Origin of the sequence: Azorhizobium caulinodans ORS 571 (assembly GCF_000010525.1) — a bacterium.
Classification (GTDB): domain Bacteria; phylum Pseudomonadota; class Alphaproteobacteria; order Rhizobiales; family Xanthobacteraceae; genus Azorhizobium; species Azorhizobium caulinodans.
In genome coordinates, this window is record NC_009937.1 from 4,102,818 (window position 1) to 4,129,446 (window position 26,629).

Consider the following 26,629-nt stretch of genomic DNA (forward strand, 5'->3'; position numbering starts at 1 on the left):
CTCAGTTTCGCCAAAACCGGCGTTGCCTTCCAAGCAAAATGTATGACGGCCTGTGTCGGGGAGTTGATGCCTCGGAGCTGACAAGTCGAACGTCGAGGCAGATCAAGGGCTAAGCCTTAAGTGACCAGTAGGTACCTTTTGGATACCGTATAGGGGTTGGGTCCCCTTCGGGTCCCCCCTGAAAGTGGGGGTTAATTCCGGTGCAGTCTCACTGCACTTTTGTCAGACCCTCACCCACAGGTTGGGCACCCTCCCCTTTCCGCCGATCCCGTGGAGGAACTTGTCCAACTCCTCCTGAAGCTGGCGCTCCCGCAGCGCGGCCTTCGCCTTGTCCGCGTCACGGGCCATGTGCTCGGACCAGTAGGCCACGGCAATCGCCAGCGCATCGAGCCGGTCGTCCTTCACCAGAGAGCCCCTGTCGCGGGTGATGCGGGTGAGCTGGTGCGTCAGCATGTAGTGCTGCGCCCGCTCCGGCGGGTAGGTCTGCACGGACTTGAAGTCCTGCTCGATCACACGCGGGTCGATGACAAGGCGGTGCTGCATCATGACCGGCTCAAGGGTGTCGATGATGCGGCGCTCCTTCTGCATGGAGTGCTTCACCTCCTCGATCTTGCACGGGTGGACCTTGTGAAAGACCGGCTGGATGAGCTTCGTGAACATGCCGTCACCGAAGTTCGCCTCGATGATGACGTGGTTCACCCCGTGGAGCTTGGCCGTCTGTGCCAGCTTGAGAAGGGTGTCGTCATCGTAGCCACCCGGCAGGCCACCTGCGGCGGTCACGAACTGGAACCCGTGGAGGAACTTCACCACGGCAAAGCCGGTCTCGTCCCCGCCCCTGCCCGAGGGGTCGATTGCCATCACCGAGCCGGTGTACTCGGTCCAGTCCTTATCGACCCACATGGGGCGATAGAGGCGGTCCCCGGCGAATCCCACGTTGGGCAGCTCGTTATGGGCCAGCTCGGGGGATGATGCCCAGACCACCTTCAGCGGGGCCAGCGTGGGATTGAGGGACATCACGATCAGGTCGGACAGCTTCAGCGGATAGCGGTCAGCGTCGGACAGACGGGTGTCGAGCATGAATTGCAGGGAGAAGCCGGCCCTGCCGTAACTCGCCTCACGCTCCCACAGGTCCTCTTCGGAGAAGCGCTTGGGGTCCGTGGAGGCCCCGGCCTTCCAGCCCTTTGCAATCAGGTCGTCGATATAGGGCGCAAGGCGCTCCCCATAGATGGCCCGCTGCTTCTCGTCGGGGATGCGGGCAGGCCAGATGCGGACCTGATAGCCACGGTTCGGAAGCTCGTTGTAGAGGCTCTGTTCCGTCTGCGGGGTGCCGAGATAGATGATCCGGCCGCCGGGCTTCAGAATGGCGTCGAACTCCTTCACCAGCTCGGAGAGCTTGTCGCGCATCGCCTGCGTCTGCGAGTTGTTGGGGATCTCAACGTCGTCCGCGATGATCGTGTCCGCGCGGGAGCCGGCAAGCTGGCCGGTGATGCCCACGCTCTTGACGCTCGGGGAGTGCGACGCCTTGGCCGGGCCGACGTCAAAGGCCACCTTGCTCTCGCGCTGATCCGGCTTCGGGATCAGGTGTTGGAGAACCGGCATCTCCTTGATGAGGCGCAGGGTGAAGGTGGTGAAGTCGTCGGCCCTGATCTTGGAGGCCGACACCACCAGAATCTTGTGGTCGGGGTTGCAGTAGAGGAGCCAGCACACGAAGGCCGAGGTGACCCACGATTTGCCGACACCACGGAAGGCTTCGATGATGGAGCGCTTCGGCCCGTGCTGTAGATAGACAGCAATGTCGTACTGAATGGGCGTCGGGTCAGGTAACCCGAGGTGCTTCCACACCACATAGAGGAAGTTGCGGAAGTCAGCCTTCAGTGGATCGGGATCGGTGAAGCGGGTCGAGGATTTGAGGTGTTCTTTGGTCGAGACCATATGCGGTCACAGATAGCCAGAGAGGCCCGCAGAGACGAAAAAAAGCCCCGGCAGGTCTATCCCTGCCGAGGCCAAGAACGGGCTTCTATGGGCTTCCTAGAGCCTAGTTGACGGTGTCTTCGTGAGGGTCGAACGGGAGGTTCGACATCAGGGCATTGAGCGGCGAACCCGGAGCCGGGACGGCATCAACGCCATTGTCCTTGAGGAACTGGCGGGCTGCGTTCAGGTCGGCGGCGGTGGCCGTGCCATCCTTCACGCGCCGAAGCAGTTCCTCCGCAAGCGCCACATGAAGGGCGCTCATCACCTCATCAGGTGCGCGGGAGGTCATTTCCAGAAGTAATCCTTGATGTACGGGAAGGCGATGCCGATGGCCGAAGAAAGTGCAGTCGCTGCACCGATCAGCCACATTTTATCGCTCTCAAGCGCGGTGACGCGGCGGTCCAGCGCTTCAAACTGCTTGTCGTGCTTGTCCTGCCGCTGAAGCGCGTTGTCGAGTTTCCCGTCAATGCGCCCCAGCATCAGGTAAAGCTGGTTCTGTTCGTCCATGGTGCAGTGACTGCACTAATCCGTGGAGAGGGGGTATCGAGCCCTGATCTCTGCCAGCTTGGCCCGGTACTGCTCCTCCGTCGCCTCGCCGCGCTGCCACTCGAAGAACAGGGGATCAGCTTCGGCCTGATAGGCGATCTGGCGAAGCCGGCGCTGCTCCTCATCGGTCAGCACGGGGTCGCTGAAGGTGCCCGTCCGAGGGTCATACACCTTGCCGAGGAGCTGCCGGGCATCCTCGTTGGACATCTGAGCGTCGAGGATGAACACCCGGCGCTTATTGGGGTCGATCATGTCGGGCTGCTCCCCGACGAACTCGACCACCATGGTCTGCGGATTACAGGCGACGGTCAGGCTCTGAGGAGTGTTCGGGTTGTGGGCGACTGCCTCATACCAGTCGTCGCCCTCTGCGTTCCTGAAGAAGGCCACGCGCAGGGCCGGACGCGGGTCATCGGCGGGAAGGTCGGGCTTATAGACCTCCCACACGCCGAGGTCAGCAATGGGCTTCATGCGTTCTCATTCGTCATAGATTGCGTGCCACCCGCCGTGCTTCGGCAGGTAAACTTGAAGGGACCGGTAGCCGATGGCATCCACGAACCCGTTCCAGCTCCATCGAACGCCCGTGATGACGTTCGGGCTGGCGTGGGTCCACTGAGGGGAGCCGGGGAAACCCGCCTCGCCATAGCCGGTGATGCGGACACGGTGGACATAATCGAGGGCGTTCGCTTGCGCATACCCCCGGTCGTTCGCGACCGTGTTGATGTAGTCGTGAAGGAAGCCGTAGGGCGCTGCCCAGACATAACCGTCGGGGTTCACCGCCATGCGGACGCCGGACGTGTTGTGAAGCTGATACTCGCCGTTGCTCGCCGCGAGGGCGGTCCAGATGGAGATGTTGGGCGAGTGCAGCCGCAACGCGGCGTCGAACTTCTCAATCATGAGGTCGCCGGTCATGGTGTCCCCACCCTTCGACACCCGCCCCCCGGCCCACGCCGCAGCGCGTTCCTCAATGCGGGTGTTCAGGTCGCCAAGCTGGCGGCACCACACCGCGCCCGTGTTCAGGTCAACGAAGAACTCGCCACGATCCGCGCCCACCGAGTTCGGAGGCCCGGAAAGGACATAGAAGCTCCCGCCGTTGCAGTGCAGCCAAGCCGTCCGGCCGTCCCTGTCGCGAAGCCCCAGCGTCGGGGCATCGTTGTAGATGTGCAGGCTGTCCGTGATCGTCCCGCCGGTAAGCAGGAGATAGCGCCCGTCCGCCTCGCTCCGGGTGTAATAGCTGCTCGGGTTCCAGAGAGCCGCATTGGCTGCGCTCTGAGCGGCCTGATTGCGGAACGTCTCAGCCTCATTGCGGAACCGGCTGGCGTCATTGCGGAACGTCTCGGCAGCGTTGCGATAGGTCTGCGCCGCATCCCGAGCGCCAACCGCCGTAGAGGCCGAAGACTGCGCCGAAGCCGAGTGAGAGCCGGCATTCGCCTCATGGCCGGCGGCTGCCTGCCGGTGCGTCCACGCATTGGCTTCGTGGGTGGCCGCAGCGGAGCGGTGCCCGCCCGCCTCATCACGATACTGAAGCGCCGTGTCACGGGCGGCGTTGGCGGTGTCCCGTGCCGCGAGTGCCAGGTCCCGCGCCGAGACCGCGACATCCCGCGCAGCCACTCCCTGAGAGAGGAGCGAGTTCATCTGCGGCAGGAAGACGCCGTCGTGATATTCCTTCGTGATCGCGTCACGCGGCTCGATGGCGGTGCCCACGTTCTTGATGCGCCGACCACCCGCGCCATAGGACCCATCGGAAAGCAGCTCAAGGGTGCCCCCGGCGATGTCTATGGCCTCCTGCACGATGTAGAAGGTCTGGATGTTGGCGAGGTCGAGGTCGCTTTCGGTGAGCACCGAACCGTCCACGAAGTCCACCATTCGGTTTTCGCGCGGGGTCACCCGGCGGATTTCGACCACCGCGCCCGGTGCAGGGGCCGGGGTGATGCGGATGGTCTGAGGATCGTCCCAAGTGAAACCGGACAGGTCGAGCGCAACGCGGACCTGAATGTGGGACCGATCCAGATAGGGGAACGGAACCGCGAAGGTCTGCTGCGAACCGTTCCCCTGATACTGAGCGTAGGAAAGAGCCATTCGTCTCCTCTGTTAGAGAAAGACCCCCGGAGTGATCCGGGGGCCTGATTGGTGCAGTCACTGCACTTGACCGGGTCGGGCGGGTGTCCGCTCCTGCGGCTGGACCTTCATCAACGCCCGCTGACGGGCATCCTCCAAGAGGTCCCAATGCAGCTCGGGAATTTCCTTCCGAAGCTGTCGCTCGGCCGCGTTCCGGTAGCCGGCGAGCACCGAGCGGATTTGGTCGATGCGCGATCCGTTCACGGAATAGTCGCCATCGGACAGCCGGTCCCGATAGACGGGCGAGGTGATGAGGTCCTGAAGCGCCTCCTTCAGGGTCTTGCCGTTGACCTTCACGGTCCCGGTGAGTTCCTGATAGCGGTCATAGGCGGTGTGCCCGCTGTCGGGGCTCAGGTACTTGGTGAGGTCCACCCCGCCGAGCTTCGCCGGGGCCGGCTTCAGCGCCGAGTTGTGAATGAACATCTGCCGCGCCAGCTCGTCGTAAACGTCCGGGTTCGGCGTTCGCTTCCACTCCTCGGTGATGGGCTGTGCGCCTCCCTCATGGGTGGACTGGATGATGGGGCTGATCCACTCAGGCCCCCACGTCGGCGGGATGTACTGCTTCTCCCCGAGGATGTTCCGTTGCGGGTCCAAGCCCTCGCTATAGCCGGGCATCCGCCGCCGCATGGCATCCACGATGGACCGGGCCTCCCGAAGGGTGGTGTCGTCCTTCACGATCTGGTTGAGGAAGTTCGGGACGAAGCCGCCGGCCAGCCCCTGCGCGAAGTAGTTCATCTTACGGTCGGGCTCCGAGAGAGCGCCGAGGGCAGTCACAAGGCCCTGAAGATAGGACTTGTTGTTGAGGTTCTTCGCGACCGCAGTCACCAGCATGACCGCCGTTTGGTCTAGCTCGTTCTCGGGATAGGCCCCGGCGACCTCCGTGAAGTCGGCCACGAGGCCGAAGAACATCCCGAACGGGTCGAAGCGGTTATACTGCGTGTAGGTGACCTTGCCGTTCTCATCCACCGTGCGGATCGAGTAGGGCTTCCACCCGGTGTTTTCGAGCGCCCGGCGGATGTCCTTGTCGGCCGGACCGTTGCCGGTGATCGTCCCATCCGCAACGTAGGTGACCGCGGTCGCCCAAAGCGCGGAGCCAGTGAGGAACTGAGCGCGGGAAGTCGCCGCTGCCTCGGGGCCGTTCCTGCCCATGAAGTCGTCCGCATACTGCTTGCGCATCAGGTTCAGGCCGGGCGTCCGGTTCCAGACGAAGCGCATGAGGTTCGTCGGGGTGCGCACGAAGGGCATGATGAGGCGGAACGCGGGATGAGCCTCCGCCATTCCCTGAAGGCTCTCGCCAAGGGTGCGGTTGCCCGTCCACGTCGATGCCTTCAGGTCCTGCGTCCACGTCACCTCTCGGGCCATCTGAAGGGCCTGCCGGTCCTTCGCCATCCCCGAGGAGGAGTCCACGGCCTCATCGAGCCGGCGGTTCAGGAACTCACCGAACGACTTGGGATCACGGAAAAGCCCCTGCTGGAAGCCCTCGCGCAGGGCCTGAGCGCGGACGTTGCCGCGATAGACCATCTGCTTGATGAACTCGTCTTCGGAGGCCAGAAACCGGGACGGCAGCCGGACCAGCGTTCCCAGCCCGTCCACGATGTTCGCGGTGATGGGATCGCTTATGCCGTAGTTCGCCGCCGAGATGGCCTGCCGCTGCTCCACACCGACATGGGTGGGGTCAAGGATCGGGTCCCCTTTCTTGAAGGCGTTCGCCGCCATGCGGAAGGAGTCCCGCAGGCTCATCGCCATGCCGGCGTATTGCAGGCCCGCTTCCAGCATCTGGTTGCGGCCCTCGGGCGTTCCCGCCCTCAGGCTGCCGGCGATCAGCTTCTCGGCCGGGACGAACGCGGCGTTGAACAGGCCCGAGGCCATGTTGACCATGTGCGTCTTGGGACCGGACAGGATCGAGTTGATCCAGTATTCCGACACCGAGCCGAGGAACTTGTTCACGAACCCGCCACGGGTGAGCTGAAGATTGCCCTTCAGGTTCTCCTTGTTCGTCACCACAAGCCGGGCCAGCCGCTCGATGTTGCGGGGACCGCCCTGCCACATTTCGGAGGGGTCCGCAGGCATCACGCCATTGCGGGCCTTGGCGACCAGTTTCATCGCGTTCATGGTCCGCGCGAAGTGGGTCTGGACGCCCTTGTACATGAGCTGCATGTTGGCCATCAGCTCGTAATGCTTAGCGAAGTCCTCATAGGCTTCCGCGCGGTTCTTGTAAGGGCCGGTGCCGCCGAGCGGGTCCGCGATCACCTCCCCGATGCGGACAAGCTTCTCGTTCACGGTCACGAGCATGTCCCGATAGAGGAGCAATTCCGCGTCCGTGTGGGTGGTCTCCTTGTGGATGGCCTGCATCCGCTGAAGGAGAAGCCGGGGATCTTCACCAATGAGGTCTGCCAGCGCGTCGGCGTTCCGGCGGGTGTTCTCCCAGCTACGGGCACCGTCCGCGTTGCCGCCCATGGCCTTGGCCGTCTCCTCGCGATAGACGCGACGAAGGGCGCTCATGGTGGCGTTGATGTCCGCTTCCGTCTCCATGAGGTCGGTGCGGATGCCGCTGATATTGCGGCCCTGTCCATAGCCCTGCTCCGCGACGCGGGCGCTCACGATCTGCCGCAACTGCTCATCGTCCATTTCAACCAGCTTCTTCGCGGGCTGAAAGTCGGGAGCATCTGGGGTCGGCCTGACAGGCGGAATGTCCGCCGCCATGTCGCCGGGCTTCACGTCCCCATCAGCGTTGCCGAAGGTCTCCCTCGGGCTGTCCTTCTGGGGGCCTCCGTCGAGGTCGAGCTGAAGCTGTTCCCCCTCCCCCTTCGGTGCAGTCGCTGCACCTTCCTCGGGCTTCCTCGGGGCCTCATCGGCACCGGGGAACAGCGGCTCGTCGGGTTGCTTGGGGGCCACCTTCTCAAGGTCGTCGAGGGCGGCTTCCGCCTCGGCCTGCTTGCCGGCCCGGCGCAGCTTGACGGCGCGGACAGCGTGAAGGAGGGCTTCCGTGGCCGACCCGAGGGCCAGCCCCTCAAGGGCATTCTTGAAGCGGCCTTCCGCTTCCCCGTCACCGTCCCGCGCGGCCAGATAATCCGTAACCGGATTGCTCAGCCGGGGGTACTTCTCGACGAGGTTGGACAGGCGCTCCTCATGGGGATCGAACGCGGTCGCATCCGTGATGGCCCCCTTCACCATACCCTGAACCACGGTGCCGGCCGTCGTACTGGCGACGGGCACGCCAAGCGTCTTGAGGTAGCGGCCCGCCATGGCAAAGCCCGTGACGAACTGCGACACGTCCTTGACGAGCCCGCCCGTGACCGTATCGGCCCGGCCCGGCATGGCCCCTTCACCGAAGCGAAGGTTGTTCTCCTCGGGCATTCCCGGTGCCCACGACACGACGCCCCCGAAGCCGAAGCCGGGCTTGTCGTCGAACGGGGTCCCGTCCTCCGCATCACTGCCGAACCTCAGATGGCCGAGGTCAATGATGTTGTCGTTGAGCCACTTCGCCATCGAGAAGGCGGTGTCGGAAGTCTGGTTGAGGGCTTCCTGTGCGCCCCTGACGGCCTGACCGGGGGCCTCTTTGAGACCGCCGCCGATGTCCCCGGCGACGGCCCCAACCTTGTCCCAAATGGAGGGGTCCTTCTCCTCCATCTCAATGAGAGCCTGACGGGTGGCCTCAGCGTACTGAAGCTCCTCGGGCGTCAGGTTGACGCTCATTATTCAGTTCACCTCTTTGGTTTGTTCTGAAGCATCCGCTTCTGCGTGGCGTAGAACTCGGCCACCTCATTCGGCTTCAGCCGGAGATTGGCGACCCACGCCGTGATGCTGTTCACCTGCCCGCCCTTGAACGCCTCCCACTCCTTCTCAAAGGTTGCGAGGTCGCCATAGAGCGGCACCTTGCGCCACTCGACGCCGGGGCGCGGATCGACGGACACCGCCTCTCCCCCGCCCTGCTGGTTCGGTGCAGTCACTGCACCAGCCTGCCGGTTCTCCTTCTGGACGTTCTCGAACTTGGCACCGTCCACGTTCTGCTCGGGCCGGTAGGTCTTGATGATGAGGTCCTTCTGTTCGGTGGCGAACTTCAGGAGTTCCGCAGGGGACGCCTCGGGGTTCTTCTTCTCGAAGTCCAAGAGCGCCTGCGTCATCGTCTGCACCGCCGCCGAGCCCTCCAAGGGCCGCTGAAGGATGCCGGGAAGGCTCTCCTCCCCGACGATCTTGCGCACGTCGTCCAGAAGCGGCTTCACCACAGGATGCGTGACGACTGTCCGCGAGTTGTTGCGGGCTGCCTGCTCCATCAGGTTGCGGATGGTGGAAGGCTCCTTCAGCGTGCCGGCGGCGACCGCGTTGAAGACGTCGTAGGGCGTCCCGTTGCCCGAGTAGATGCGGGCCGAGAGCTGCGCGACGAGGTGCGTGTCCTCGGTCTTGTTGAGATCGTCGAGGTTCTTCTGAACCTGCATGAGGGTGTCGCCAAGCTCGGGGTCTTCCCGCGCCGCGCTCTGCACGAGTTCAAGGGGGATGCGCGGCGGCTTGCCCTCCTGCATCTGACCGAGGAGGGAGGTCATGGCGACCGACTTCACCTCACGCTTGCGCATCTCGCGTTCCCGCTGCTGAAGCGTCCAAGCTTGGTTCTGCTCCTGAATTTTGAGCCGCCGGATGTTGAGCCGCGCTTCGTCGAGGGCCTTGCGCCCCTCCAACGTCATGCCCGGCCCCGGCGTCCCGTCCGGGCGGGACTGAAGGGCCACGTTGAGGATGTTTTCGTCTTGATGGCGGATCGCAGCCGCGACCACCGCCTGAATGGACAGGTGGTTGACCTCGGCCGGGTTCATACCCTGCCTGCGGGCCACCATTTCCACCTTCTGAAGCTCCTCAGTCAGCTCGGGCAGATAGGCGTTATCAGCCCCCGGCCCCCTCGGCTCCTTGCCATACTTCTGAATGCTGGCGTTGTAGGTCGCGAGGTGCCGCCCCCGGTTCACCTTCAGGGCCACCCACGTCGGGGACAGGGCGGCCATGATACGCGGGCTGAAGCCTTCCTTGTCGAGGTCGTCCCACAGGTTCCGGCCGGTGCGGGCCTTATAGTCCGCCTCGGCCAGCTTCACCGCCGCCCGGTCCTGATTCTCCGGGGTGAACGGCGTGTTCGGCCCCATGATCCGGTCCCACGTTGTGGCCGTGATCTGGTAGCGCCCGGCTGCCGACGAAGGCCCCTCAGGGCCGGGCTCGAAGATGCGCGGGTGCTTGGAGAAGTCGTTGAACAGGGCGGTCCCCTTGGGCGACCACCGCAGGTTATAGCGCCCCCCGCTCTCCCCGCCCGCAATGGCGTTCAGAAGCGCCTTCTTGGTCGGGTCCAAGTCCTTTGTGACGGGGTCGTTGGTCTGGTACGGCACCGCCGGGCCGAGGGCCGCGTAGTTGTCAAAGAGCGCCTGATAGGTGGCCGACACGCTCTCCCGGTTCTTCATGACGAGGTTGCGCCGGGCGTTCTCTTGATGGGCGCTGACAAACCTGTGGGAGACCGACTGCACCTCCTCCACGAGGGCCTGCTTCTCGGCCGGCGACTGCGCGGACGCGAGGAGGTCCTTCATGCGCGTGGAAAGCCACTGGTTGATGTCGCCGGGGTTCTCGGATGAGGCGATGCCCGAGGTGAAATACTCGGCCATCAACTCGCCCGCACGCTGCTGAACGCGGGCCTTCGCCGCCCGTGCCTCATAGACCTGCCGGAAGATCGGGGACCGATCCGCAAGGGTCGGGTCCTTGGCGACCGCCTCGGCCCACGAGGTCACGTTGTCCTGAAGGAAGCGAAGCTCGGCATCAACGGTGTCTTTCTTCTGCTCCTCCTCGATGTAGGACTGAGCCAGCTTGTTGATCTGCGGGTTCAGCGCGGCGAGCGCCGAGAGAAGCTGATCGACATTGTCCCGCGCCGGCATCCGGGGAGGTGTCGGCATTTCCGGCGCAAGCGGCGCGACGGGGCGCACCGGGGCGGGCGTGGACCGGAAGTTGGTGTTGACCGCCGAGGTATCGACCGGCCTTGCGGCAGGTCGAAACCGGGGCATCTCCATCGTCATAGCTTGAGCTGGTTCCTCGAAAGCGAGTTGTAGGCGTTCACGCCACTCAGGACACTACCCACCACGTTGACCGCGAGGGCGCTGGACGAAGGCATCTGAACGGGTGCCGCCGGGGTGACCGGGGACACCGGCTGCGGGGCCTTGAGGGGCTGTTGCGGGCTGTAGGTGCCGACGTTCAGGTTATAGAGCGCCTGATCCGACCCGGCCTTCAGGCCCATCATCTCAAGGTTGAGCTGCCGCATGGTGGCGCTGCGGTTGAGTTCAAGGACGGTTGTCGCGTCCCCTGCCTGCCGCGCCACGTCGTTGATGATCTGTTCGATGGACTGGCCTTCAGTGCCTCGGGCGTCGGCCTTCACCTGTGCCGAAGCGGCCATCTTGCGGGACTGCCGGTCCACGTTCTGGACATCGAAGGCAGAGGCAATCTGCTCCTCGACCATGCGTTGAAGCATCGTCGCATATTGCGTGAAGCGGTTCTGCTCGATCTGCCCGACCGAGCGGTTGAGAAGCTTGTCCTGCCGGGAGAACTCGTCCTTCTGCCAAGACAGGACTTCGTGTCCATAGTCGATGTCCTGCTTGTAGGTGACGTTCTGGTAGCGGATCAGCTCTGCCCGGTAGCGCTCCTGTTGAGCCTCCACCTGAGCATTGTAGAGCTGCTGCTGATAAGCGGCGCGGGTGGCCGAGCTGTTGCCGGCAATCGCACCGAAAATGCCGGTGCCGGCCTGAACAATGCCGACACCCGCTGCTACGGTACACATTCCCTGAGCCTCATGATGTGCTGGAAGTGGGTCCCGTTGCGGGGGTACTTCTCCCCGAGGGTGAAGCCACACCACCGGACCCATTGGATGTGAAGCTGATTGCGGACATCCACGAAGTTCTGAAGGACCGCATAGGGCTGCTGGATCTTCACCAACTCCTCCTTGCAGGTCCGCAGGAACCACGTGGCGTGCGTCTTCAGTTCGTCCGTGGCGAGCATCCACGGGACGCCAACGGTGCAGTCACTGCACTCGGGGTCGTAGGGAGCCACCCCGTAGATGGCGATTGGCTCCCCACCGTGGTCGATTGCCCGGCAGATGATCGACGCCTTGAAGCTGTCCACGAGAGCGGCAAGGGGTTCGCTGCCGTCGAACGCCTTCAGTTCCTGCCTGTCCGCCTCGCGGAGGCGCGGGGCCATCGCCTCGCAGTCCGCAAGGGTCGCGTCGCGGTAGAGCGGCATCACTGCATCCGCTTGGTTCGGACGGTGTACAGGGCCTCCCAATCGAGATTGAGATGGCGCGAAGGAAGGTGCGTGTCGTTCACCAGCTCGATCTTGACGTTCATGTTGCTCGCCATGACCGAGAACCGGAAAGACCCGGTCTCCACATTCACCTGTCCGAGCCGGTTCATGCCCGAACCCACGATGCGGCCCGTGAAGGGATAGACCTGCGTCTCCCTCCGGTAGGGCGTGACCTCGACCCGGAAATAGCCCGTCTCGGCGTAGTTCAGGAGGCAACGCCGGACCTGAATGCGTCCCTCGGTATTCGCCACGCGCCCACCGCCGGGGGCGTCCTCGCGGATGAGGAAGGGCGAGAAGGTGTACCGCAGCTCGTAGGTGATACCGGCATAGAAGTGGGTGAGGTTTCCGGCCACCTCATAGACCCACACGGCACCATTCCAGATGAGCTTGTAGGGCATCACCTTGCCAGCGGGGACACTGCCGCCGGGCCGCGCCACGATGACAACCGCCTTCGGATCGGGCGGGACGTAGGGCAGGACGATGTGGGTGACGTTCGGTTGCGGATAGTAGAACCGCGCCTCGGCCTGAGCCTCGGTGATGCGCCGATCCAGATGGACCACAAAGGCCATTCCGGGGTCCGTCACGCCCGGCTCGATGTTGAGCCTGTCGAGATAGACGCCATCCGCCCGCCGCACGATCAGCCAAAGCGTGCTCTCGATGAACTCCGCGTTGAGGATCACGTCGCCGGGCTGAAGCTTCCAGCGCGACCAGCTCGATTGAACCTTCTCCTGCCCGCTGTTGTAATACTTGTACACATAGAGCGTGTCCCGGTCAGTATCAGACAGCGCAACAAGCATGTCCTCATTGGTCGAGGCACAGAGCTTGAAGACCTTGCCCCGGATATAGCGAGGCACATGGTTCGTGACATCGTTCGCGTTGTTGGTCTTTGTGGACCCGTCGATGTAGTATTCACGAACACCTGTGAACTCGCCCCGGCTGGTGCAGAAATAGACGAACTGCCCCGCACCCACCGGCTTCGCCCGGCTGGACGTCTCGAACTCGGTGACCTGATCCAGAGACACACCCGAGGGTGTCAGCACCTCCCCTGCCCCGAGCATGAATTGCGTCTGATCGGAGAACAGAAGCAGGCTCTCGTTGAAGGGGATCGCATGGCGCAGGATCGACACCTTGACGTGCGACGTGGTGATGTCGATGGGGTCCGTATCGAGGAGGTCCGTGGCGGTCTCCCGCCAGAAGTTGAAGAACTTGGCCGAGCGCGAGAAAATCACGCTCTCGTCGGAGATGAACCCGAGGCGGTTGCGGTAGAAGAAGATGTCGCTGATCCGCTGCCCAACGAACGACGGGCGCGGGGTGGTCTCATCGGAGCCAGCGGCGCACTTCTCCCAATCCGCCTGCTTGAAGGTGAAGCTCCCGTTCGCCTCGCGTACCAGCACATGGGGCATGGTGGCGGGGTCGAAGGCGATCTGGCGTCCCGGCGCGGCGATCTCCCGCCAAACGCCGTTGTTGCCTCCTGATCCGGCCTGATCGTACTCCACCCAGAAGTTGTCGTAGGGGTTGCCGGGGGTGCCCGAGATTTCGACCTGATAGCCCTGCACGGCGCGGGCCGGGAGGTTGGCGAAGGTCTGCGTCTGCTTGGTCATGCAGACGAGGCCGGTGTCCCCGAGGCTGTCTTCCGTGGTGAGGGAGAAGCCGAGGCTGTCGGCCCGTCGAATGTGGATGGTCGAGCCAATGACGCTCGCCACCATGGAACCCCACGAGTTGATGATTGCCGCTAGGTCCTGCGCGATCTTGCTGGACTGAATGTCGTTCGGGTCAGTCTGAGAGGTGATCTTTTCGGCCACCGCCTGCCCGTCAACGATGATGCGGTACTTGCAGGCGTAATTGCCCTGCCGCACGAAGACGATGCCCTCGGGAGGCCGCCCGGCCTTCGTCTCCGGGGACATCGCGACCGTGACATCCTTGTTCAGGAAGAAGGTGTAATCCGCGACCGTGACCGCGCCAAAGCTGGCCGACGTGTTCGCCAGATAGCCCTTACCATGCGGGAAGTTCACGGTTCGCTCGACACCGTCGAACCCGTACACCCTGAGGTCACCATTGAACGCCACCACCACGTAACGCTCGGCGGCGTCCCGGTTGATGATGTGAACGTGGGCATTCTCGGGGAGCGAGTTGATGAGCTTCGCGACGTGCCGCGTCGGGGGCCGCTTGGTCAGGCCCTCCACGATGGAGCTGAAGCCGTTGATCTGCTCCTCGGCTTGGGAGGCGAGCCGCAGCGCGAAGGGCTGCTGACTCACGCCATTGATGAGGTTCGGGATGGACCCGGAGATGACCGGCATCGGCTATCCCTCGAAGCCCCCCGAGCGCCGGTTGAGCACGCGGCCCACGGCCCAGCTATCGCTCAGCATGTTGTAATCGGCGGTCTCAGCCTCGGCGTTGCGCAGGGCGATCAACGCCCGCGTCTCGTCCTTGTCATTGAAGCCGGACAGGGTCTCGGAGCCGACAACGCGGTCCTGAAAGATGCGACCCGCGCGGACCATGATGTAGTGGCGGGCGATCTGCGGCAGTTCCTCGAACGGGAGGAGGCGCACGATCTCCACTTCCACCGGGACGGAGAACTTGAACGTGTTGTTGCGCCGGTCCCACAGGCGGTTTCCGCGCTGGACCACGTCAATCGACGGGTCCATGGCGTCCACCTGAAGGGTGTTGTCGGGCACATAGACATCACCCGGCGCGGGGAAAGAGGGAACGAGGACGACATTCTTGTCCGTGTTCCAGTGCCACCCATGGCTTTGAACCTGACGCATCGTCTCGTCGAGGATTTGCCGGGCCATCACCGCATCGACGAGGCCGGTGTCCTCGACCCGGTTCACCGGGGCCTCCCCGATGATGGAAAGCATCGTGTTGATGGCGTCGAGTTCAGTCGTAAGACGTACTGGCATCAATGCCCCTGAAGTGCAGTCACTGCACCGATGGACGAAAAAAAGGGGGAAGTTCCTGCAATGGAACCTCCCCCAATTCTCAAGGACTGACTGTCGCTACGCGATCAGGTGGCGGACTTGGACAGCTCGACTGCGCATTCAGGGCGCAGGATGCCGTGGCCCATCGCGTACTTGGCAACGATGAGCGTGCCCTGACGAGTGATGAGGTATTCACCCTCGACGGACAGGTCCATGAGCTTCACCGTGCCCACGGCGTTCGCGTGCATCACGAGGCCGGCGGTGTTGCTGAAGTCGCCCGCATACTTGCCCAGCGGACGCGGGCCGATCTGCGGGGTGACGCCGGTGGGGACGTTGGCCGAGCCCGCCGGGGCGGCGATGGCGCTCGTCGGCAGGTGGTTGGACTTCACGATCTGGACGCCCGCGATGTCGAACACCTTGCCGGTGCGGATGTCGCCGTTGCCAGCGGTGAAGTCGCGGTTGATCGCCTTGTCGTCCAGCACGAGCTTGTAATACTGCGCCGGCTTGAACACGGCGAAGCGGCCCTGCTCGGGAACGTCCTTCTCGTCCAGCGTCTGAGCCGCCAGATACAGGGCATTCACCAGTGCCCCGTTGGCGTTCGTCACGATGTCCGGCCCCACGGCCAGAGTGGAACCGCCGATGCCGCCCGTGATGGTGGCAGAGGCGCGGGCAGCCAGAACCGCCGTCTGAAGGACGTTCTTGTCCGCCTGATTGGCGAGGGCATAGCCGCACTCGTTGGTGTAGATCGAGCGCACGTCATAGTGGTTCTTGGCTTCGTCGATCTGCGCCACGAAGACCGGCGACACCAGAAGGTCGTCGATGGTGATGACGCGCTCGCCATGCTTGATCGACTGGCCCTGAAGCTCGGTGCCGGGGACGTGGTAATAGGCATCAGCCTTCCACGTCGCAGGGAACTGCGCCGACTTGCCGTTGGTGATGGTGCGCACGAGGTGTCGTTCCATCATGACGTTCACCTCGGAGAAGGCCGTCATGACCTCACCGGAGAACTGCTTGAGGAACAGAGCGTCATCCGCGCCAGTGCCACCAGAGAGGCCAAGGCGGGACGGAGTGATGTCGGTCATTACCTAGTAAATCCTGTGGATGTTGAGAAGCTGACTAGGCTTCCCGTGAACACGCTCGCAGGCACACAAGGTTGTCCTCCTCGGAGGGCCAAGGGCTGCGCAGGGTTGTTCTTCGGGAATGCCTGAAGTGCCCCTCTGAAAAGAGGCGGCAGCGTGTGAGAAGGCAGGTGCAGTGACTGCACCGAGGGCTAGACCCCCGGTGCTGCCTTGCAGTTCTTCTCGTACTTGAGATTGTGAGCGAAGATTTCCCGCTGCGTCTGGTCCGTGTCTTTGCTGGACCACGTCAGAGGGGAGACCCACGCACAAGGGTCAATCGCGCTGGTAGTTGCGCATCCGCTCACGGAGAGCATCAAGGTCAGTAGAAGCGACCGAACGGTCAATTTCATCTGCGACCTTCCGACCGATGGCTTGCTTCCTCAGGCTCTCGCTTTCGGACTCGGCCACGGCCTGCCGGCGGGCACGATGTTCCCGCCAGAGGTCGAGGAGCCTTGTGACAAGCCCGAGGATCGCGAGGAGCTTACTGAGAACGCTCACCGGGCAGCTCCTTGGCCGTGCGGTTCAGGATGCCGGCAAGGAACTCGATGACCTTGTACGCCTTGCCCACCAGCTCATCATCCTTCGGCGTCGGCGTCAGGTTGACGATGGCGACGGCAAGGGCGTGGAGGGCAAAGAGAACGTTGAGGAGCGCGTCCAGATTGGACAGAACGAACTCGATCATGTCTTCACCTCAGAAGAAGTTGGACACGGCAAGGCGCTTGGCGACCTGATCGCGGTACGCCTCATCCTTGCTGTATCGGGGATCTTTCATGGCCTGAAGCATCTCGTAGCGAGACGCGAAGCCCTCGACCGAGGGACCCGATGCGTGGCCGTTGATGAGCTGGGGTTCGCGGCCGTTCGCCTGAACGTACCGGGCCTGAAGCCCCATCACGACGAACGGGAGGGCGTCCGAGGATGCCTTCTGGACCATGTCGTTGAAGGCCGAAAGCTCGGCCGGGGACAGGTTCGAGCGAGCCCAAGACTGGATTTTCCTGAACTCGGCTTCGCCGCCGACTGCGGAATAGGCGGAATTGACATCCTGCTCGGCAAGGATTTCCTGAGCGCGGATGAAGTCGTTCACCACCTGCCGGCCCCAGCCCGCCTGCTCAAGCTTGGCGTAGCTCTCGGCAGACAGCTTGCCGTTCTGGCGATACTCGGCGGTGAAGTCCTCGAAGTTCAGCCCCTTGGCCTGAAGCTGCTGTTCGACCGTCTCGGACGAAGGAGCGGCCGGGGCCTGCTGCTGCTGACTGAAGCGTCCCTCAAGCTCGACGTAGGATTTGGCAAGGGCCTCATAGTCCGGCTTGCCGTCCTTCACAAACTTGTCGGGGAACCCCTCGGGGATCGCCGGGGTAGTGCTGGTCTCCTGCCCGGTGACCGGAGCCGGAGTGTTCGCGGCCTCCGGCGGGTTCGGGCCGGCGACCTCTGCGGGCATCTGTACTGTGGCTGTCATGGGCTCCTAGTGGTCGATGCGGAGGATGGAGCCGAACCGGGTGATGCGCGGGTTAGGCGCGGGCACGGGCTCCGGGATGAAGGGGGGCACAGGCGGGGCACCCTCCGGTGCAGTGACTGCACTCACCGGGGCGGGTGAGGTCTCCTGTGCGGGATCGGTGGGGGTGTCGGCTTTACGCCGCCGCGTCATTCGCGTTCTCCTGATTGAGGCCGGTCTTCAGGACCTCGGCTCCGAGCGACTGAAGAAGGGCCTGCTGCTGCGCCTGCATCTGCTCGGCCTGAAGCTGCTCATCGCTCTTGAGGATGTCCGAGGTGTCCACGCTCAGCGCGACCCCTGCCCTCTCAATGAGCTTGCGGGCATCGGCATAGGACGGGAGAGCACCCGGCCCGAGGAGGTCGTTGACCACCTTCGCGAACATCATCAGGCGGTTGAGGTCGTGTCCCCGGCCCAGCGCCTCCATGCCGGTGATGATGGACGGCTTGACGAGGTCGGGCGGCAGGGACGGAAGCCGCTCGTCCTGCTCCATCTGGAAGATGAGGCGGCGGACAAGCGGAAGCTGGAACTCCTGAGCAAGGATCGAGTAAACGCCGCCGAGGGCATCTTCCAGCTCCCCGGCCATCACACGGATTTCCTCGGCGGTGACACGCTCGGCGTCACGCTGGATGGAGGAAGTCAGGAGGAAGGCTTGGGACAGGCGGATTTCAAGACGGCCCACGGTCTCTAGGGCAACCCGGAAGTCGTTGAACTTCTCGACCTGAAGGACATTCACGTCCTCCTTGTTGCCCGACCGGACGGCCATGTTGGGGGCCTCGGAAATGGTCCGCTCGTTGGTCACCCCGTTCGGGTTCACGAGGAACAGCACCTTGGCCGCAGCCGCCGCCCCCTCGACGATGGCCCGCGTCAGGGCCTCAAGGGAGCGCAGGTCGCCAATGTATTCCTCGACGTGGCCGCGCCCGTAATCCTCGCCGTCGATCTTCGCCCAGCGGAGGGCAATGAACGGGGCCTTGTCGGTGGGCCATTCGCCATCGGTGCCAGGCACCTTCTCGCCCTTCACCTCTTGGTGGACCACGAACTTGCCGCTCTCGCGCCTGATCCACGTATAGAGGTCGATGGTGTCTTGGACGCCCTTGCGCTGCTCACCGAGCTTGCGCTGAAGCTCCTCGGGGAGAGCGAGGGGAGACACCCGCTCATGAATGACGATTTCAAGGACGTTGCCCGAGGGGTCCCGCTTCACCACGTAGCGGTCCAAGCGGTAAACCTTCACGCCGCCCGTGGGCTGGACGTAAAGGAGGACGTTGCCGGCAACGAGAAGCTGCTTCAGGGCCTCGAAGGCAGACACCCGGATTGCTCCGGTCTCCACTTCGGTCTGGACGGCTCGCTCGATCTGGCCGAGGGCCTTTTCAACCTCGGTGCGCATCCCGTCTTGGCCGGTCAGCTCCTGAAGTGCGAAGTCATCCAGCATCAGCCGGAAGAAGGGCTGATTGGGCGGCATCAGGGCGAGGAGGAGCTTTGACCCGAGGTTGTTCACCCCTCGGGCTCCCATCCCCTGAAAGGGTGTCGGAAGATCGTTCGCAGCCCCGTGACCGGCCCTCGGCATGAGGCTCGGGATGGTCAGCGTGGCGCAGTCCCTCGCCCGTTCAAGGTAGGGACTGCGGATCGTGGCAAGCTGCGTGTACCGTCCCGCCGCCGTAGTAGCGGGTTTCACCAAGCCTCAGCCTCGCGGAACGTTGAGGCCGGTTGCGCCCGCCATCTGCGGGGCGTTGAGGTCGATACGCAGCGCCCGGCGACCCTGCCGGCGACTCTCGACGGCAGTCTGATCGGCAGCCGCACCGATGGTGCCAGCGTTGCCGGTGAGCACGGTCGCAGCCGGGGGTGGGGCCGCAGGGGCGGGCCGCTCAGCCAGCTCCTGCATCCGCTGGTCGGTCTGCCGGACGTACTCGGCCTGTTCGCGCTGGAAGTCGGCCTGCTGACGCTGAAGGTCGAGTGCCTGTTCCTGAAGGCGGCGCTGCTCCTCCTGAGCGACACGCGCCTCCTGTCGGGCCTGCTCGGCCTGAATCTGCTGCAATGCGATCTGCATTTGCAGACCACGGTTACTCTGTCGGCACAAAGTGCGCGTCCCCTATGAGATTGTCGGATTGACGTTTCAGTTCCTCGATCAGGAACCGGACCACCTCACGCTGTCCCACCCGCCGCCACACCTCTCGGTCAGACCAAGTCGGGTCGGGGCAGCGCTCGGGAAAGCGCCTGTCGAGTGCGTCGATCAGCTCCGGGGACAACGGAGGAATCTTGGGAAGGGCCATGAACTCGGTCCCCCGGAGGGTTAGTCCGGGGGCTCCTGTCTATAGGCTGAAAGTGGGGGTTAATTGCCGGTGCAGTGACTGCACGCTTCGGGGACCCGGAAGGTGTCCCTAGCGAACCGGGCAGGCACCGGAGGCGCAGCCGTCCTCGGACAGTTCCTCAAAGCTGTTGCCCTGATTGATGTCCACGGGACGCAGGCCCGAGACGTAGGAGCGGAAGACCTCCTCGGTCACCACTTCCTGCGGCAGGTAGGGATAGCCAAGGTCCTTCGCGTTCTTGGTCGGATCGTTACGGTAGATGAACGAGACGCCGACGTAGCTGTCCCAATTGCGGTCGATCCAGTCGATGATGTCTTCAACCTCATCCGGGCTGTAGCTGACCGTGATTGAGCAATTGTGATCGACGTAATTGTCCATCAGGAGCTTGTAACGCTCAAGCTGTTCGATGGCGCTTTCCGTATTCACCTCGACTTTCACAAGCTCCCCCTCACGGAGGACCGTGCATTCATCGAAAGCAACATCCGAATAATCGACCGGGAAGGTCACCAGCACGGCATCGCCCGCGTAGGGGTCGGGAAAAACCCGATAGCCCGCCTGTTCCAGAACCGGCACCAGCGGGTCATGGGTCGAGAACCGGACGTTGTTGAAGATGAACCGGCCGAGCGGCTTGTGAACGCCTTCGGTGGTGTCCATCACCTTGGAGAGCGTGCCCGAGGGCTTGACCGTGGTCACCACCTTCGGACGCGGAAGGCCCAGCTCGTCGGCCATGCCGTTCGCGCCCTCATGGGCAATGCGGCGCAACTCGCGGAAGGCCGCGCCGTCGTCGCGATGTTCCCACCGGACGATGCCGGTGAGGCCCACGCCGCACAGACGCAGGAACTCGTTCAGCTCATGCCAAGAGCGCTGAAGAATGCCATCCAGAAACGAGACGCAGGTCTGACGGTAGTTCGCCCGCGCCACGAGCCGGATGGCCCGATGGAGGCCGGCGAGGTTCCCGTTGAATGCGCCTAGGTCCGTCTCCACGAGATTGCAGAAGGACTTGTTGCCGAGGAGGATTTCCGCGCAGGGGTTCACGCCCTTGAACCAAGGTGCCCGCTTCAGGGCAGCCACGGCGTTGATGAAGCCCGGCTCCGATCCTCCCGCGTCCTGCATCAGGTCGAATATCTGACGCAGTTCGTTCTTGGCCGGCTTCCGGTAGAACAGGAGCGAGTTGTTGGACTGCGCCCGCTGCGGATTGCCGATCCAGTGGTCCTTCTTCGCCGTGGCGAACTCCTGCCACTCCCGATCATCAAACGGCACCACGGCGATCTCGGCCGAGCGCCGCGATGACAGGGTCGTTCCCAGCCAATTCACGATGTCGAGGATGTCGATGCGGGACAGGAGTTGCCCGGCCCGGCGGTTGAGGATTTCCGCAATGGCGACGAACGCCTTGCTGATCGTGACGTCACCGGAGCTGATCCAGCCGTAGCCGGACAGGCGGATGCCGGGGGCGCGGATTTCGCGGAAGTCGAGCCGCAGGACATCCACCGGCCGCTTGTTCGCAAGGAGCTTGCCTGCGGCCTTGGCCCATGCCTCGGCGCTGTCGCCAAGGCTGATCGTCCAGACCTTTTCGCCATGCTCCTCGGTGAAGGTCTCAAGGTTCTCCTCGCGGCCCTTGGTGGTGCGGTTCTCCGACCGGACCACCTCGACACGAACCGGCCGGGAGAATCCGTTGAGGGTCCCCACCACCGGCTCGAAGCCGACACCGCAGCCCTGAAGCAGGAGCCACATGGCATCAACGATGTCGTGGACCGTCTCGATGCGGGCGAAGGAGCAATTGAACTGCGAAGCCTCACGGCGTTTCGCAATCTCCGTTCCGCCCAGCCACAGGGTGCGGCCCGAGGGAAGAACCTTGCGGCTGTTCATCAGCTCGCGCAGTTCCTCCAACTCGGCGCATTCCTCGGCGGACAGCGGGCCTCCCTTGGCCCGTTCCCATAGCCAAGTCTGGTGCGAGATGACGCGGGCGATAGTCTCGCCCCACGTCTCGAAAGTGGCCCCCTGAGTGTCCAGAGGGCGGTTGTAGGTTCGCCGGGCGATAACCTCAGCGCGGGTTGTTGGTGTCGTCATCTCCGATGAAAGTGAGGTCGAGAAGATTGGGGGGCTGGTAGTTCGGACCCTTGAGCACCTTCCCGTCTTCGCGACGGATCGGACGGCCATCGGCACCGAGCTTGCTCATGTTGGAGGCATGGACCCGGCGCATGACCTCGACCCGGATCGGGTTCGGGATCGCGAAGACCAGATCAACCACCCATTCATGGACGGTGGGGATCACCTCCCCGACATCGCCGCCGACCTGCCGGAAGCCTTCCAGCACATAGAAAAGGTCGGCCAGCTCCTTGAGGAGTGCCGCCGCAGCCTCCGCGACTTCACGCTCCTCCTCGGCAATCAGCTTCTTCCAGAGGGCGGGGTCGCTCGATGCGTCGAACTTCTCGCGGAACTCGGTGAGCATCCCGGTCAGCGGGGTTTCCCCTTCTGCGGGGGTAAGCTCGGAAACGCCGGTCATGGTCAGTCCTTCTTGGTCAGTTGAACGATAAGGTCGGGGAGCGAGCCCTTGATGGGCCGGTCGTCGTTGAGGTTCCCGGTCACGAGCGCATCGAGAACGATGGCGTCGCAGGCCATGGAATGCGCGAGGTGATGAACGAGACTGTCGGGGGCGACATCCTCGCCATCCCAGAACGACATGCGGTGCCGCATCCCGGCGTCGTAATAGACAGACGTCGAGACGCGCTTCTCGCGCCAGTTCATCGGCCCGTACTTCTTCGCACCGTCGGCCATGGCCTGCCCGAGGAACACAATGGCGCTCGGGGGGATGAACTGGATGGGAGGCTTCTTCAGCCCCACCAATGTCTTCGGATTGTCGTCAGGATAGGCAGGTGCAGTCACTGCACTTCTCGGGTTGGTTCTCAGGGTGAAAGTGGGGGTTAATCCGGGGGGACCCAGAGGATCGGGCGCTTGGCCTTGAAGTCGTAATCCGAGGCCCGGAGGATGCGGGCGAGGCGGGCCTGAATGACCGCGTCATCCTCATCAAGCCCGGCCTTCTCGTAGGCCGCGACCACGGAGCGCCACGCGGGCTCCTTCAGGATCGCCTCGGCCTTCTTGGGGCCGACGCCGGGGCAGCCCTTGTAGCCGTCCGTAACGTCCCCGGTGAGGGTCTGGTAGAGGTGCCAGTAATCGGCCTCCTCCTCGGAGACCTCCGTCAGGCTGGCACCCTCCGCACCCCACCGGATGAACAGTCCCGGCACGGTCTTCATGTCCTTGTCGATGGACACGATGACCTTTTCGCCGGGGATCAGCTTGGGGTGGGTGGCGAGGATGCCCATGCAGTCATCGCCCTCAAGGCCGGGACGCCAGTAGGCTCCCCGCTCCTGCACAAGGAAGTCCTTGAAGCGCTTGAGGATGATCGGCTTGCGGATGCTCGACCGGGTGCCCTTGTAGCTGGGATCGACACCGCGCCTGAAGTTGCCCTCGCTGTCGGTCAGGCAGAGGCGGAAAGCGCCCGCGTCGAGCGTGTCCATCATGCGGGACACCTCGGCGTCGAACGCCTGCACCACCTCATCCCACTCGACGTGCCACGTCCAGTAACCGGGCTCCCATTCGGTCGCCTTCTCACACGCAAACGCCGCGTTGTAGGCGACAACGTCCGCGTCAATCAGAAGCGTTCGCACAGGTCCGCCGCTCGGAAATATTCGCGCAGGTCGTCGCGGCCACCGATGCGGGTGCCGTCGCGGAAAACCTGCGGGGTCGTCGGGTTAGGCAGAAGGGTCTTCAGGAAGTCCCGCATGTCGGGACGCTCCACGATGTCGAACGCCACGAAGGGAATGCCGCGCTCGGTGAGCATCTGCTTCGCCTCCTCACAGGGGCGGCAGCGGGGCTGGGTGATGAGAACCCAGCGTTCATTCATCGGGGGTACCGTTGATGACCTTCAGTTCCGCCGGGCGGGGCGGCTGAAGTGTCCGGCAGATGCGCTCCATGAAGTCGAGAAGGTGTTCTCGGGCCTGCCGGTTCTTTGTGTTGTCCACGGTCGCGGCCAACTCGGCGAGGGCCGTGGCCCGCTGACAGATAATGTCGGGGTGGTGATAGGCTTCAGGTTCCACGGTTTCAGTCCACCAGTGCAGCCCAGCTCACGGGGAACAGCGGCCGGATGATCCGGTCCCATTCCGCCGCCAGAAGCTGGATTTCCTTTTGGGCGTGGCTGTCACTGCGCTTCACGTAGGCTTGGGCGAAGGCATAGAGGCTCCCCGTCGCCCAATAAGTCGTCATCATCGCCTGCGGCAGGAGGAAGCGGGCCTGTTCAGGACAGACGCCGTGATCGAGGAACAGCCGGTAGCGCCGCAGGGCGTCCGCCGTCGCCGCCTCATACTCGTCATTGAGCATCGCTTGCGAGACGGGATCGAAGTCCTCGGCCGAGCCCTGCTTCTTGTTCGCCGCCCGCCTGCGCCACGTCAGCTCCGCGAACGTCGGGGCATCGTCCACATAGCGGCGGGACACCTCGTTCTCCACGAAGCCGACCTTGTGCTTGAACCGCTGGCGGGCCACAGGCACCGGAACGTGTTCGCGCAGGGTGATGGCCGTATGGGCGAAGGGGGTCCAGTGCTCGGGAAGGCGCTTCGCCCACTTCAGGATTTCCCCGCACTCGGCGGGGTCATGGGTGTCGGACAGCTCGTTGATGTGGGCTTCCCACTCGCCGCTCTCGCAACCTCGTGCCAGGAATCGGATGAGGCGCTTGTCCTTCCCGCTCAACTCGCGGGGACCTGCGGCGTGAAGCCAGTCGCTTTCCCTGTCGAAGCTCACCCGCGCCGCGTTGACGACGGTGAGGTCCGAACCCATGTGCTGGATGTAATCAACCCGGATCATTCCACCTCTGAAACAGGAGGGACAAGCCTTTCGGGGTGACGCGCCAGATGCGGCCGAAGGTGGTCGCATCGACGCGGGTGGTGATGAGGCCGAGCGAGGCCGCAAGTGCGACCCCGTCCGCTTCGGCCTTGGCGATATTGCTCTTGGTCATGAAGGGCTTGAGCCAAGCTTCCTGCACGATCTCAGTGAGTTTCGGCCCAAGAGCGACCGACTGCGAAATTGCCACTGAGAGGGCATCCGAACCCGAAGTGTTCTCCGGCTCGGACAATTGCAGTGACTGCACGTTTGCCGACATCCTCGGCAATCTCCTCGTTTACTTCGATCTGCCATTCGTCGTGGACGTTGGCGACGAACTCATAATGCTGGCCGGGCACATAGCCTGCGGCCTGAAGGTCCTCGTCCAAGAGGACAAGAGCCATCTTCATGAGGACCGCGCCCGCCGACTGAAGGAGGGTGTTGAACGCCGAGTGCGCGGAACGAACCCGCAGTTCCCGACCGTCCAGCCCCCGGAGAAAGCCCTTTTTCTGAACCTTCTCCTGCACCTTCTTGATGATGGTTCCGAGCGCCGGCAGGGCCTTGAGGAAGCGGGCACGGGACCGCCGGCCCCACTTCTGCTCCTCGCCCTTGGGGGCACCGAGGATGGTCCCGAGCTTGAAGTCCCCTGCCCCATAAATGAAGGCGTAGAACCAGACCTTCGCGACATCGCGGCTGCACCCCAACGCCTTCGCGTTGAGGGTGTGCATGTCGGTCCCGAGTTCCTTCTTCCCTTCAAGGACGGTGCGGACATAAGCGCCGCCGTCGTACCGGGCCATGTAGCCGGCGAGGCAACGCAGCTCCAAGGCGTCGGCATCGCAGCCCACCAGAAGCTTGCGTTTGGCGGCAACGAACAGCTCCCGGCAGCGGTGCCCATAGGGGGAGCCGTTGCCCGGCACCTGCGCGATGTTCGGCTTGGAATGGGTCATGCGACCCGTCACCGCGCCGTTGGTGGTCACGTCGCCGTGGATGCGTCCGTCCGCCTTGACGTGCTTCAGCCACGCTTCCTTGCCGGTGGCGATCTGCCCCAGCCGCTTCTCGACCATGAGATATTCGGAGAGAAGCTTGGCCTCAGGGTACGGAAGATGCGAAAGGACATCTTCGTCCACCTTGGGTTTGCCCTCGTCGGTGAACTCGGAGGGCTCCCAGCCGTACTTGGCCTTGAGGCGTCCCGCGATGTGGTCGCGGCTTGACGGCTTGAAGTGAATAGTCCGCCGCTTGGTGAAAGGAACGCCCTTCACGTAGCCGCGCACCCGGTTGTTCACCTTGGGAACGAAGACGCTCTCGACCTCCCACGGCGGGAAGGCGGACTGAAGCTCGGCCTCTAGCTCGGTCTTGCGCTGGACAAGGTCGGCATAGAGGGACGCGGCCTTGGCCTGATCGAACAGAAAGCCGTACTGCTCCTGCCGATGGATGATCCACTGAACCCGGTGTTCAAGCTCAATGGACTCCTCTTTCCAGCCCTTTTCCTTGATCTTCTGGTAAAGGCGGAAGGTGACCTCAACGTCCTGCTCACAGTAATCCTGCATCTCTTGGGACCAGACGTCCCAAGGTCCCTTGTAGTCGCCCTTGTACTCCCCGAGGCGATAGCCCCACGCCTCCAAGGCGTAGCGGCCGATGAGGTTGCCGGGAAGCTTGCCCTGCTTCTGAAGCCGGAAGTCCCGCTCCCGCAGGTCGTCCTTCGGCCAGATCAGCCGAGAACAGACGATGGTGTCCCGCAGCACGCCCTTGGGCTTCCACCACGGATAGACCTTCTGAAGCGCGGGGATGTCGAACTTGAGGATGTTGTGGCCGATCAAAACCTCGGCATCCGCGAGGAGCTGAAGTCCACGCTCAATAGGGATGTAGGTTCCGGTGGGACCGTCGTCGGTGCAGGACCAGACCTGCCCCGTGTCAGCGTCCTTGATGCAGAGGCAGTGAACGCGGTTCGTCGCGTCCAACAGCCCGTTGGTCTCGATGTCGAATATCAGATGGCTCATC

The 26,629-nt window shown here is 63.6% G+C and carries 27 protein-coding genes; all 27 read right to left on the reverse strand.

Annotated features, from left to right (window positions below; translation table 11 throughout):
* Positions 1 to 222: 222 nt before the first annotated feature.
* Positions 223 to 1,932 (reverse strand): phage terminase large subunit, encoded by a 1,710-nt coding sequence (terL, locus tag AZC_RS18400; RefSeq protein ID WP_012172098.1) that lies wholly within the window; start codon positions 1,930 to 1,932, stop codon positions 223 to 225.
* A 103-nt stretch (positions 1,933 to 2,035) separates the two neighbouring features.
* A complete protein-coding gene (locus tag AZC_RS18405; protein WP_043880497.1) occupies positions 2,036 to 2,233 on the reverse strand; it encodes a hypothetical protein in 198 nt (65 codons plus the stop codon).
* 23 nt (positions 2,234 to 2,256) lie between these two features.
* Positions 2,257 to 2,478, reverse strand: a complete 222-nt coding sequence (locus AZC_RS18410; RefSeq protein WP_012172100.1) for a hypothetical protein — start codon at positions 2,476 to 2,478, stop codon at positions 2,257 to 2,259.
* 15 nt (positions 2,479 to 2,493) lie between these two features.
* Positions 2,494 to 2,985 carry a hypothetical protein gene (locus AZC_RS24520; protein ID WP_012172101.1) on the reverse strand — a complete coding sequence of 164 codons (492 nt, stop codon included), beginning with the start codon at positions 2,983 to 2,985 and terminating at the stop codon, positions 2,494 to 2,496.
* Between the two features lie 6 nt (positions 2,986 to 2,991).
* A complete protein-coding gene (locus tag AZC_RS18420) occupies positions 2,992 to 4,593 on the reverse strand; it encodes a phage tail fiber protein (RefSeq protein WP_012172102.1) in 1,602 nt (533 codons plus the stop codon).
* A 57-nt stretch (positions 4,594 to 4,650) separates the two neighbouring features.
* A complete protein-coding gene (locus AZC_RS18425; protein WP_012172103.1) occupies positions 4,651 to 8,328 on the reverse strand; it encodes a hypothetical protein in 3,678 nt (1,225 codons plus the stop codon).
* Between the two features lie 8 nt (positions 8,329 to 8,336).
* Complete coding sequence (locus AZC_RS24525; protein ID WP_148209879.1) at positions 8,337 to 10,655, reverse strand: hypothetical protein; 2,319 nt, start codon at positions 10,653 to 10,655, stop codon at positions 8,337 to 8,339.
* Between the two features lie 8 nt (positions 10,656 to 10,663).
* The gene (locus AZC_RS18435; protein ID WP_043879572.1) at positions 10,664 to 11,422 is read right to left on the reverse strand and encodes a virion core protein, T7 gp14 family; all 759 of its coding nucleotides are present in this window, start codon (positions 11,420 to 11,422) and stop codon (positions 10,664 to 10,666) included.
* Positions 11,410 to 11,880, reverse strand: a complete 471-nt coding sequence (locus tag AZC_RS18440) for a hypothetical protein (protein WP_043879573.1) — start codon at positions 11,878 to 11,880, stop codon at positions 11,410 to 11,412. The genes AZC_RS18435 and AZC_RS18440 overlap by 13 nt, the downstream gene beginning before the upstream one ends.
* The gene (locus AZC_RS18445; RefSeq protein WP_012172106.1) at positions 11,880 to 14,237 is read right to left on the reverse strand and encodes a hypothetical protein; all 2,358 of its coding nucleotides are present in this window, start codon (positions 14,235 to 14,237) and stop codon (positions 11,880 to 11,882) included. Before AZC_RS18445 ends, AZC_RS18440 begins: the two co-directional genes overlap by 1 nt.
* A 3-nt stretch (positions 14,238 to 14,240) precedes the next feature.
* The gene (locus AZC_RS18450; protein ID WP_043879574.1) at positions 14,241 to 14,840 is read right to left on the reverse strand and encodes a tail protein; all 600 of its coding nucleotides are present in this window, start codon (positions 14,838 to 14,840) and stop codon (positions 14,241 to 14,243) included.
* Positions 14,841 to 14,944: 104 nt separating this feature from the next.
* Positions 14,945 to 15,940 carry a phage capsid protein gene (locus AZC_RS18455; RefSeq protein ID WP_012172108.1) on the reverse strand — a complete coding sequence of 332 codons (996 nt, stop codon included), beginning with the start codon at positions 15,938 to 15,940 and terminating at the stop codon, positions 14,945 to 14,947.
* A 309-nt stretch (positions 15,941 to 16,249) separates the two neighbouring features.
* Entirely contained in the window at positions 16,250 to 16,474 is a 225-nt protein-coding gene (locus tag AZC_RS24530; RefSeq protein ID WP_052285998.1) for a hypothetical protein, read from the reverse strand.
* Positions 16,458 to 16,658, reverse strand: coding sequence for a hypothetical protein (locus AZC_RS18465; protein ID WP_012172109.1), 201 nt, complete (start codon positions 16,656 to 16,658; stop codon positions 16,458 to 16,460). The genes AZC_RS24530 and AZC_RS18465 overlap by 17 nt, the downstream gene beginning before the upstream one ends.
* Before the next feature lie 9 nt (positions 16,659 to 16,667).
* Complete coding sequence (locus AZC_RS18470; protein WP_012172110.1) at positions 16,668 to 17,426, reverse strand: capsid assembly protein; 759 nt, start codon at positions 17,424 to 17,426, stop codon at positions 16,668 to 16,670.
* Positions 17,427 to 17,432: 6 nt separating this feature from the next.
* Positions 17,433 to 17,615: a hypothetical protein gene (locus AZC_RS25565; RefSeq protein WP_148209880.1), complete on the reverse strand. Its 183-nt coding sequence runs from the start codon at positions 17,613 to 17,615 to the stop codon at positions 17,433 to 17,435.
* A complete protein-coding gene (locus tag AZC_RS18475; protein ID WP_043879576.1) occupies positions 17,599 to 19,131 on the reverse strand; it encodes a portal protein in 1,533 nt (510 codons plus the stop codon). Before AZC_RS18475 ends, AZC_RS25565 begins: the two co-directional genes overlap by 17 nt.
* A 6-nt stretch (positions 19,132 to 19,137) precedes the next feature.
* On the reverse strand, positions 19,138 to 19,503 hold the full coding sequence (locus tag AZC_RS18480) for a hypothetical protein (protein WP_043879577.1): 366 nt from the start codon (positions 19,501 to 19,503) through the stop codon (positions 19,138 to 19,140).
* Between the two features lie 331 nt (positions 19,504 to 19,834).
* Entirely contained in the window at positions 19,835 to 21,829 is a 1,995-nt protein-coding gene (gene nrdJ, locus AZC_RS18490; protein ID WP_012172112.1) for a ribonucleoside-triphosphate reductase, adenosylcobalamin-dependent, read from the reverse strand.
* Positions 21,804 to 22,265 carry a hypothetical protein gene (locus tag AZC_RS18495; RefSeq protein WP_012172113.1) on the reverse strand — a complete coding sequence of 154 codons (462 nt, stop codon included), beginning with the start codon at positions 22,263 to 22,265 and terminating at the stop codon, positions 21,804 to 21,806. Before AZC_RS18495 ends, nrdJ begins: the two co-directional genes overlap by 26 nt.
* A gap of 2 nt (positions 22,266 to 22,267) precedes the next feature.
* Complete coding sequence (locus AZC_RS18500; protein WP_012172114.1) at positions 22,268 to 22,645, reverse strand: dATP/dGTP diphosphohydrolase domain-containing protein; 378 nt, start codon at positions 22,643 to 22,645, stop codon at positions 22,268 to 22,270.
* A 38-nt stretch (positions 22,646 to 22,683) separates the two neighbouring features.
* Positions 22,684 to 23,427, reverse strand: coding sequence for a phage exonuclease (locus AZC_RS18505; RefSeq protein ID WP_012172115.1), 744 nt, complete (start codon positions 23,425 to 23,427; stop codon positions 22,684 to 22,686).
* Complete coding sequence (locus tag AZC_RS18510) at positions 23,412 to 23,663, reverse strand: glutaredoxin (protein ID WP_012172116.1); 252 nt, start codon at positions 23,661 to 23,663, stop codon at positions 23,412 to 23,414. The genes AZC_RS18505 and AZC_RS18510 overlap by 16 nt, the downstream gene beginning before the upstream one ends.
* Positions 23,656 to 23,856 (reverse strand): hypothetical protein, encoded by a 201-nt coding sequence (locus AZC_RS18515; RefSeq protein WP_012172117.1) that lies wholly within the window; start codon positions 23,854 to 23,856, stop codon positions 23,656 to 23,658. The genes AZC_RS18510 and AZC_RS18515 overlap by 8 nt, the downstream gene beginning before the upstream one ends.
* Before the next feature lie 4 nt (positions 23,857 to 23,860).
* Positions 23,861 to 24,616 (reverse strand): FAD-dependent thymidylate synthase, encoded by a 756-nt coding sequence (locus AZC_RS18520; RefSeq protein WP_043879580.1) that lies wholly within the window; start codon positions 24,614 to 24,616, stop codon positions 23,861 to 23,863.
* On the reverse strand, positions 24,603 to 24,767 hold the full coding sequence (locus AZC_RS25770) for a hypothetical protein (RefSeq protein WP_158304139.1): 165 nt from the start codon (positions 24,765 to 24,767) through the stop codon (positions 24,603 to 24,605). The genes AZC_RS18520 and AZC_RS25770 overlap by 14 nt, the downstream gene beginning before the upstream one ends.
* Before the next feature lie 31 nt (positions 24,768 to 24,798).
* Positions 24,799 to 26,628, reverse strand: a complete 1,830-nt coding sequence (locus tag AZC_RS18530; protein ID WP_012172120.1) for a DNA polymerase — start codon at positions 26,626 to 26,628, stop codon at positions 24,799 to 24,801.
* Between the last annotated feature and the right edge of the window lies 1 nt (position 26,629).

Bases quoted from the DNA above. Each gene is read 5' to 3' on its own strand.
- nrdJ (WP_012172112.1), bottom strand. From the start codon at position 21,829: ATGACGACACCAACAACCCGCGCTGAGGTTATCGCCCGGCGAACCTAC.
- terL (WP_012172098.1), bottom strand. From the start codon at position 1,932: ATGGTCTCGACCAAAGAACACCTCAAATCCTCGACCCGCTTCACCGAT.
- AZC_RS25770 (WP_158304139.1), bottom strand. From the start codon at position 24,767: ATGACCAAGAGCAATATCGCCAAGGCCGAAGCGGACGGGGTCGCACTT.
- AZC_RS18425 (WP_012172103.1), bottom strand. From the start codon at position 8,328: ATGAGCGTCAACCTGACGCCCGAGGAGCTTCAGTACGCTGAGGCCACC.
- AZC_RS18530 (WP_012172120.1), bottom strand. From the start codon at position 26,628: ATGAGCCATCTGATATTCGACATCGAGACCAACGGGCTGTTGGACGCG.
- AZC_RS18405 (WP_043880497.1), bottom strand. From the start codon at position 2,233: ATGAGCGCCCTTCATGTGGCGCTTGCGGAGGAACTGCTTCGGCGCGTG.
- AZC_RS18470 (WP_012172110.1), bottom strand. From the start codon at position 17,426: ATGACAGCCACAGTACAGATGCCCGCAGAGGTCGCCGGCCCGAACCCG.
- AZC_RS24525 (WP_148209879.1), bottom strand. From the start codon at position 10,655: ATGCCCCGGTTTCGACCTGCCGCAAGGCCGGTCGATACCTCGGCGGTC.
- AZC_RS24520 (WP_012172101.1), bottom strand. From the start codon at position 2,985: ATGAAGCCCATTGCTGACCTCGGCGTGTGGGAGGTCTATAAGCCCGAC.
- AZC_RS18495 (WP_012172113.1), bottom strand. From the start codon at position 22,265: ATGACCGGCGTTTCCGAGCTTACCCCCGCAGAAGGGGAAACCCCGCTG.
- AZC_RS18465 (WP_012172109.1), bottom strand. From the start codon at position 16,658: ATGATCGAGTTCGTTCTGTCCAATCTGGACGCGCTCCTCAACGTTCTC.
- AZC_RS25565 (WP_148209880.1), bottom strand. From the start codon at position 17,615: ATGACGCGGCGGCGTAAAGCCGACACCCCCACCGATCCCGCACAGGAG.
- AZC_RS18410 (WP_012172100.1), bottom strand. From the start codon at position 2,478: ATGGACGAACAGAACCAGCTTTACCTGATGCTGGGGCGCATTGACGGG.
- AZC_RS18520 (WP_043879580.1), bottom strand. From the start codon at position 24,616: ATGATCCGGGTTGATTACATCCAGCACATGGGTTCGGACCTCACCGTC.
- AZC_RS18480 (WP_043879577.1), bottom strand. From the start codon at position 19,503: ATGCAGATCGCATTGCAGCAGATTCAGGCCGAGCAGGCCCGACAGGAG.
- AZC_RS18440 (WP_043879573.1), bottom strand. From the start codon at position 11,880: ATGCCGCTCTACCGCGACGCGACCCTTGCGGACTGCGAGGCGATGGCC.
- AZC_RS18450 (WP_043879574.1), bottom strand. From the start codon at position 14,840: ATGCCAGTACGTCTTACGACTGAACTCGACGCCATCAACACGATGCTT.
- AZC_RS18435 (WP_043879572.1), bottom strand. From the start codon at position 11,422: ATGTGTACCGTAGCAGCGGGTGTCGGCATTGTTCAGGCCGGCACCGGC.
- AZC_RS18420 (WP_012172102.1), bottom strand. From the start codon at position 4,593: ATGGCTCTTTCCTACGCTCAGTATCAGGGGAACGGTTCGCAGCAGACC.
- AZC_RS18455 (WP_012172108.1), bottom strand. From the start codon at position 15,940: ATGACCGACATCACTCCGTCCCGCCTTGGCCTCTCTGGTGGCACTGGC.
- AZC_RS18510 (WP_012172116.1), bottom strand. From the start codon at position 23,663: ATGAATGAACGCTGGGTTCTCATCACCCAGCCCCGCTGCCGCCCCTGT.
- AZC_RS18445 (WP_012172106.1), bottom strand. From the start codon at position 14,237: ATGCCGGTCATCTCCGGGTCCATCCCGAACCTCATCAATGGCGTGAGT.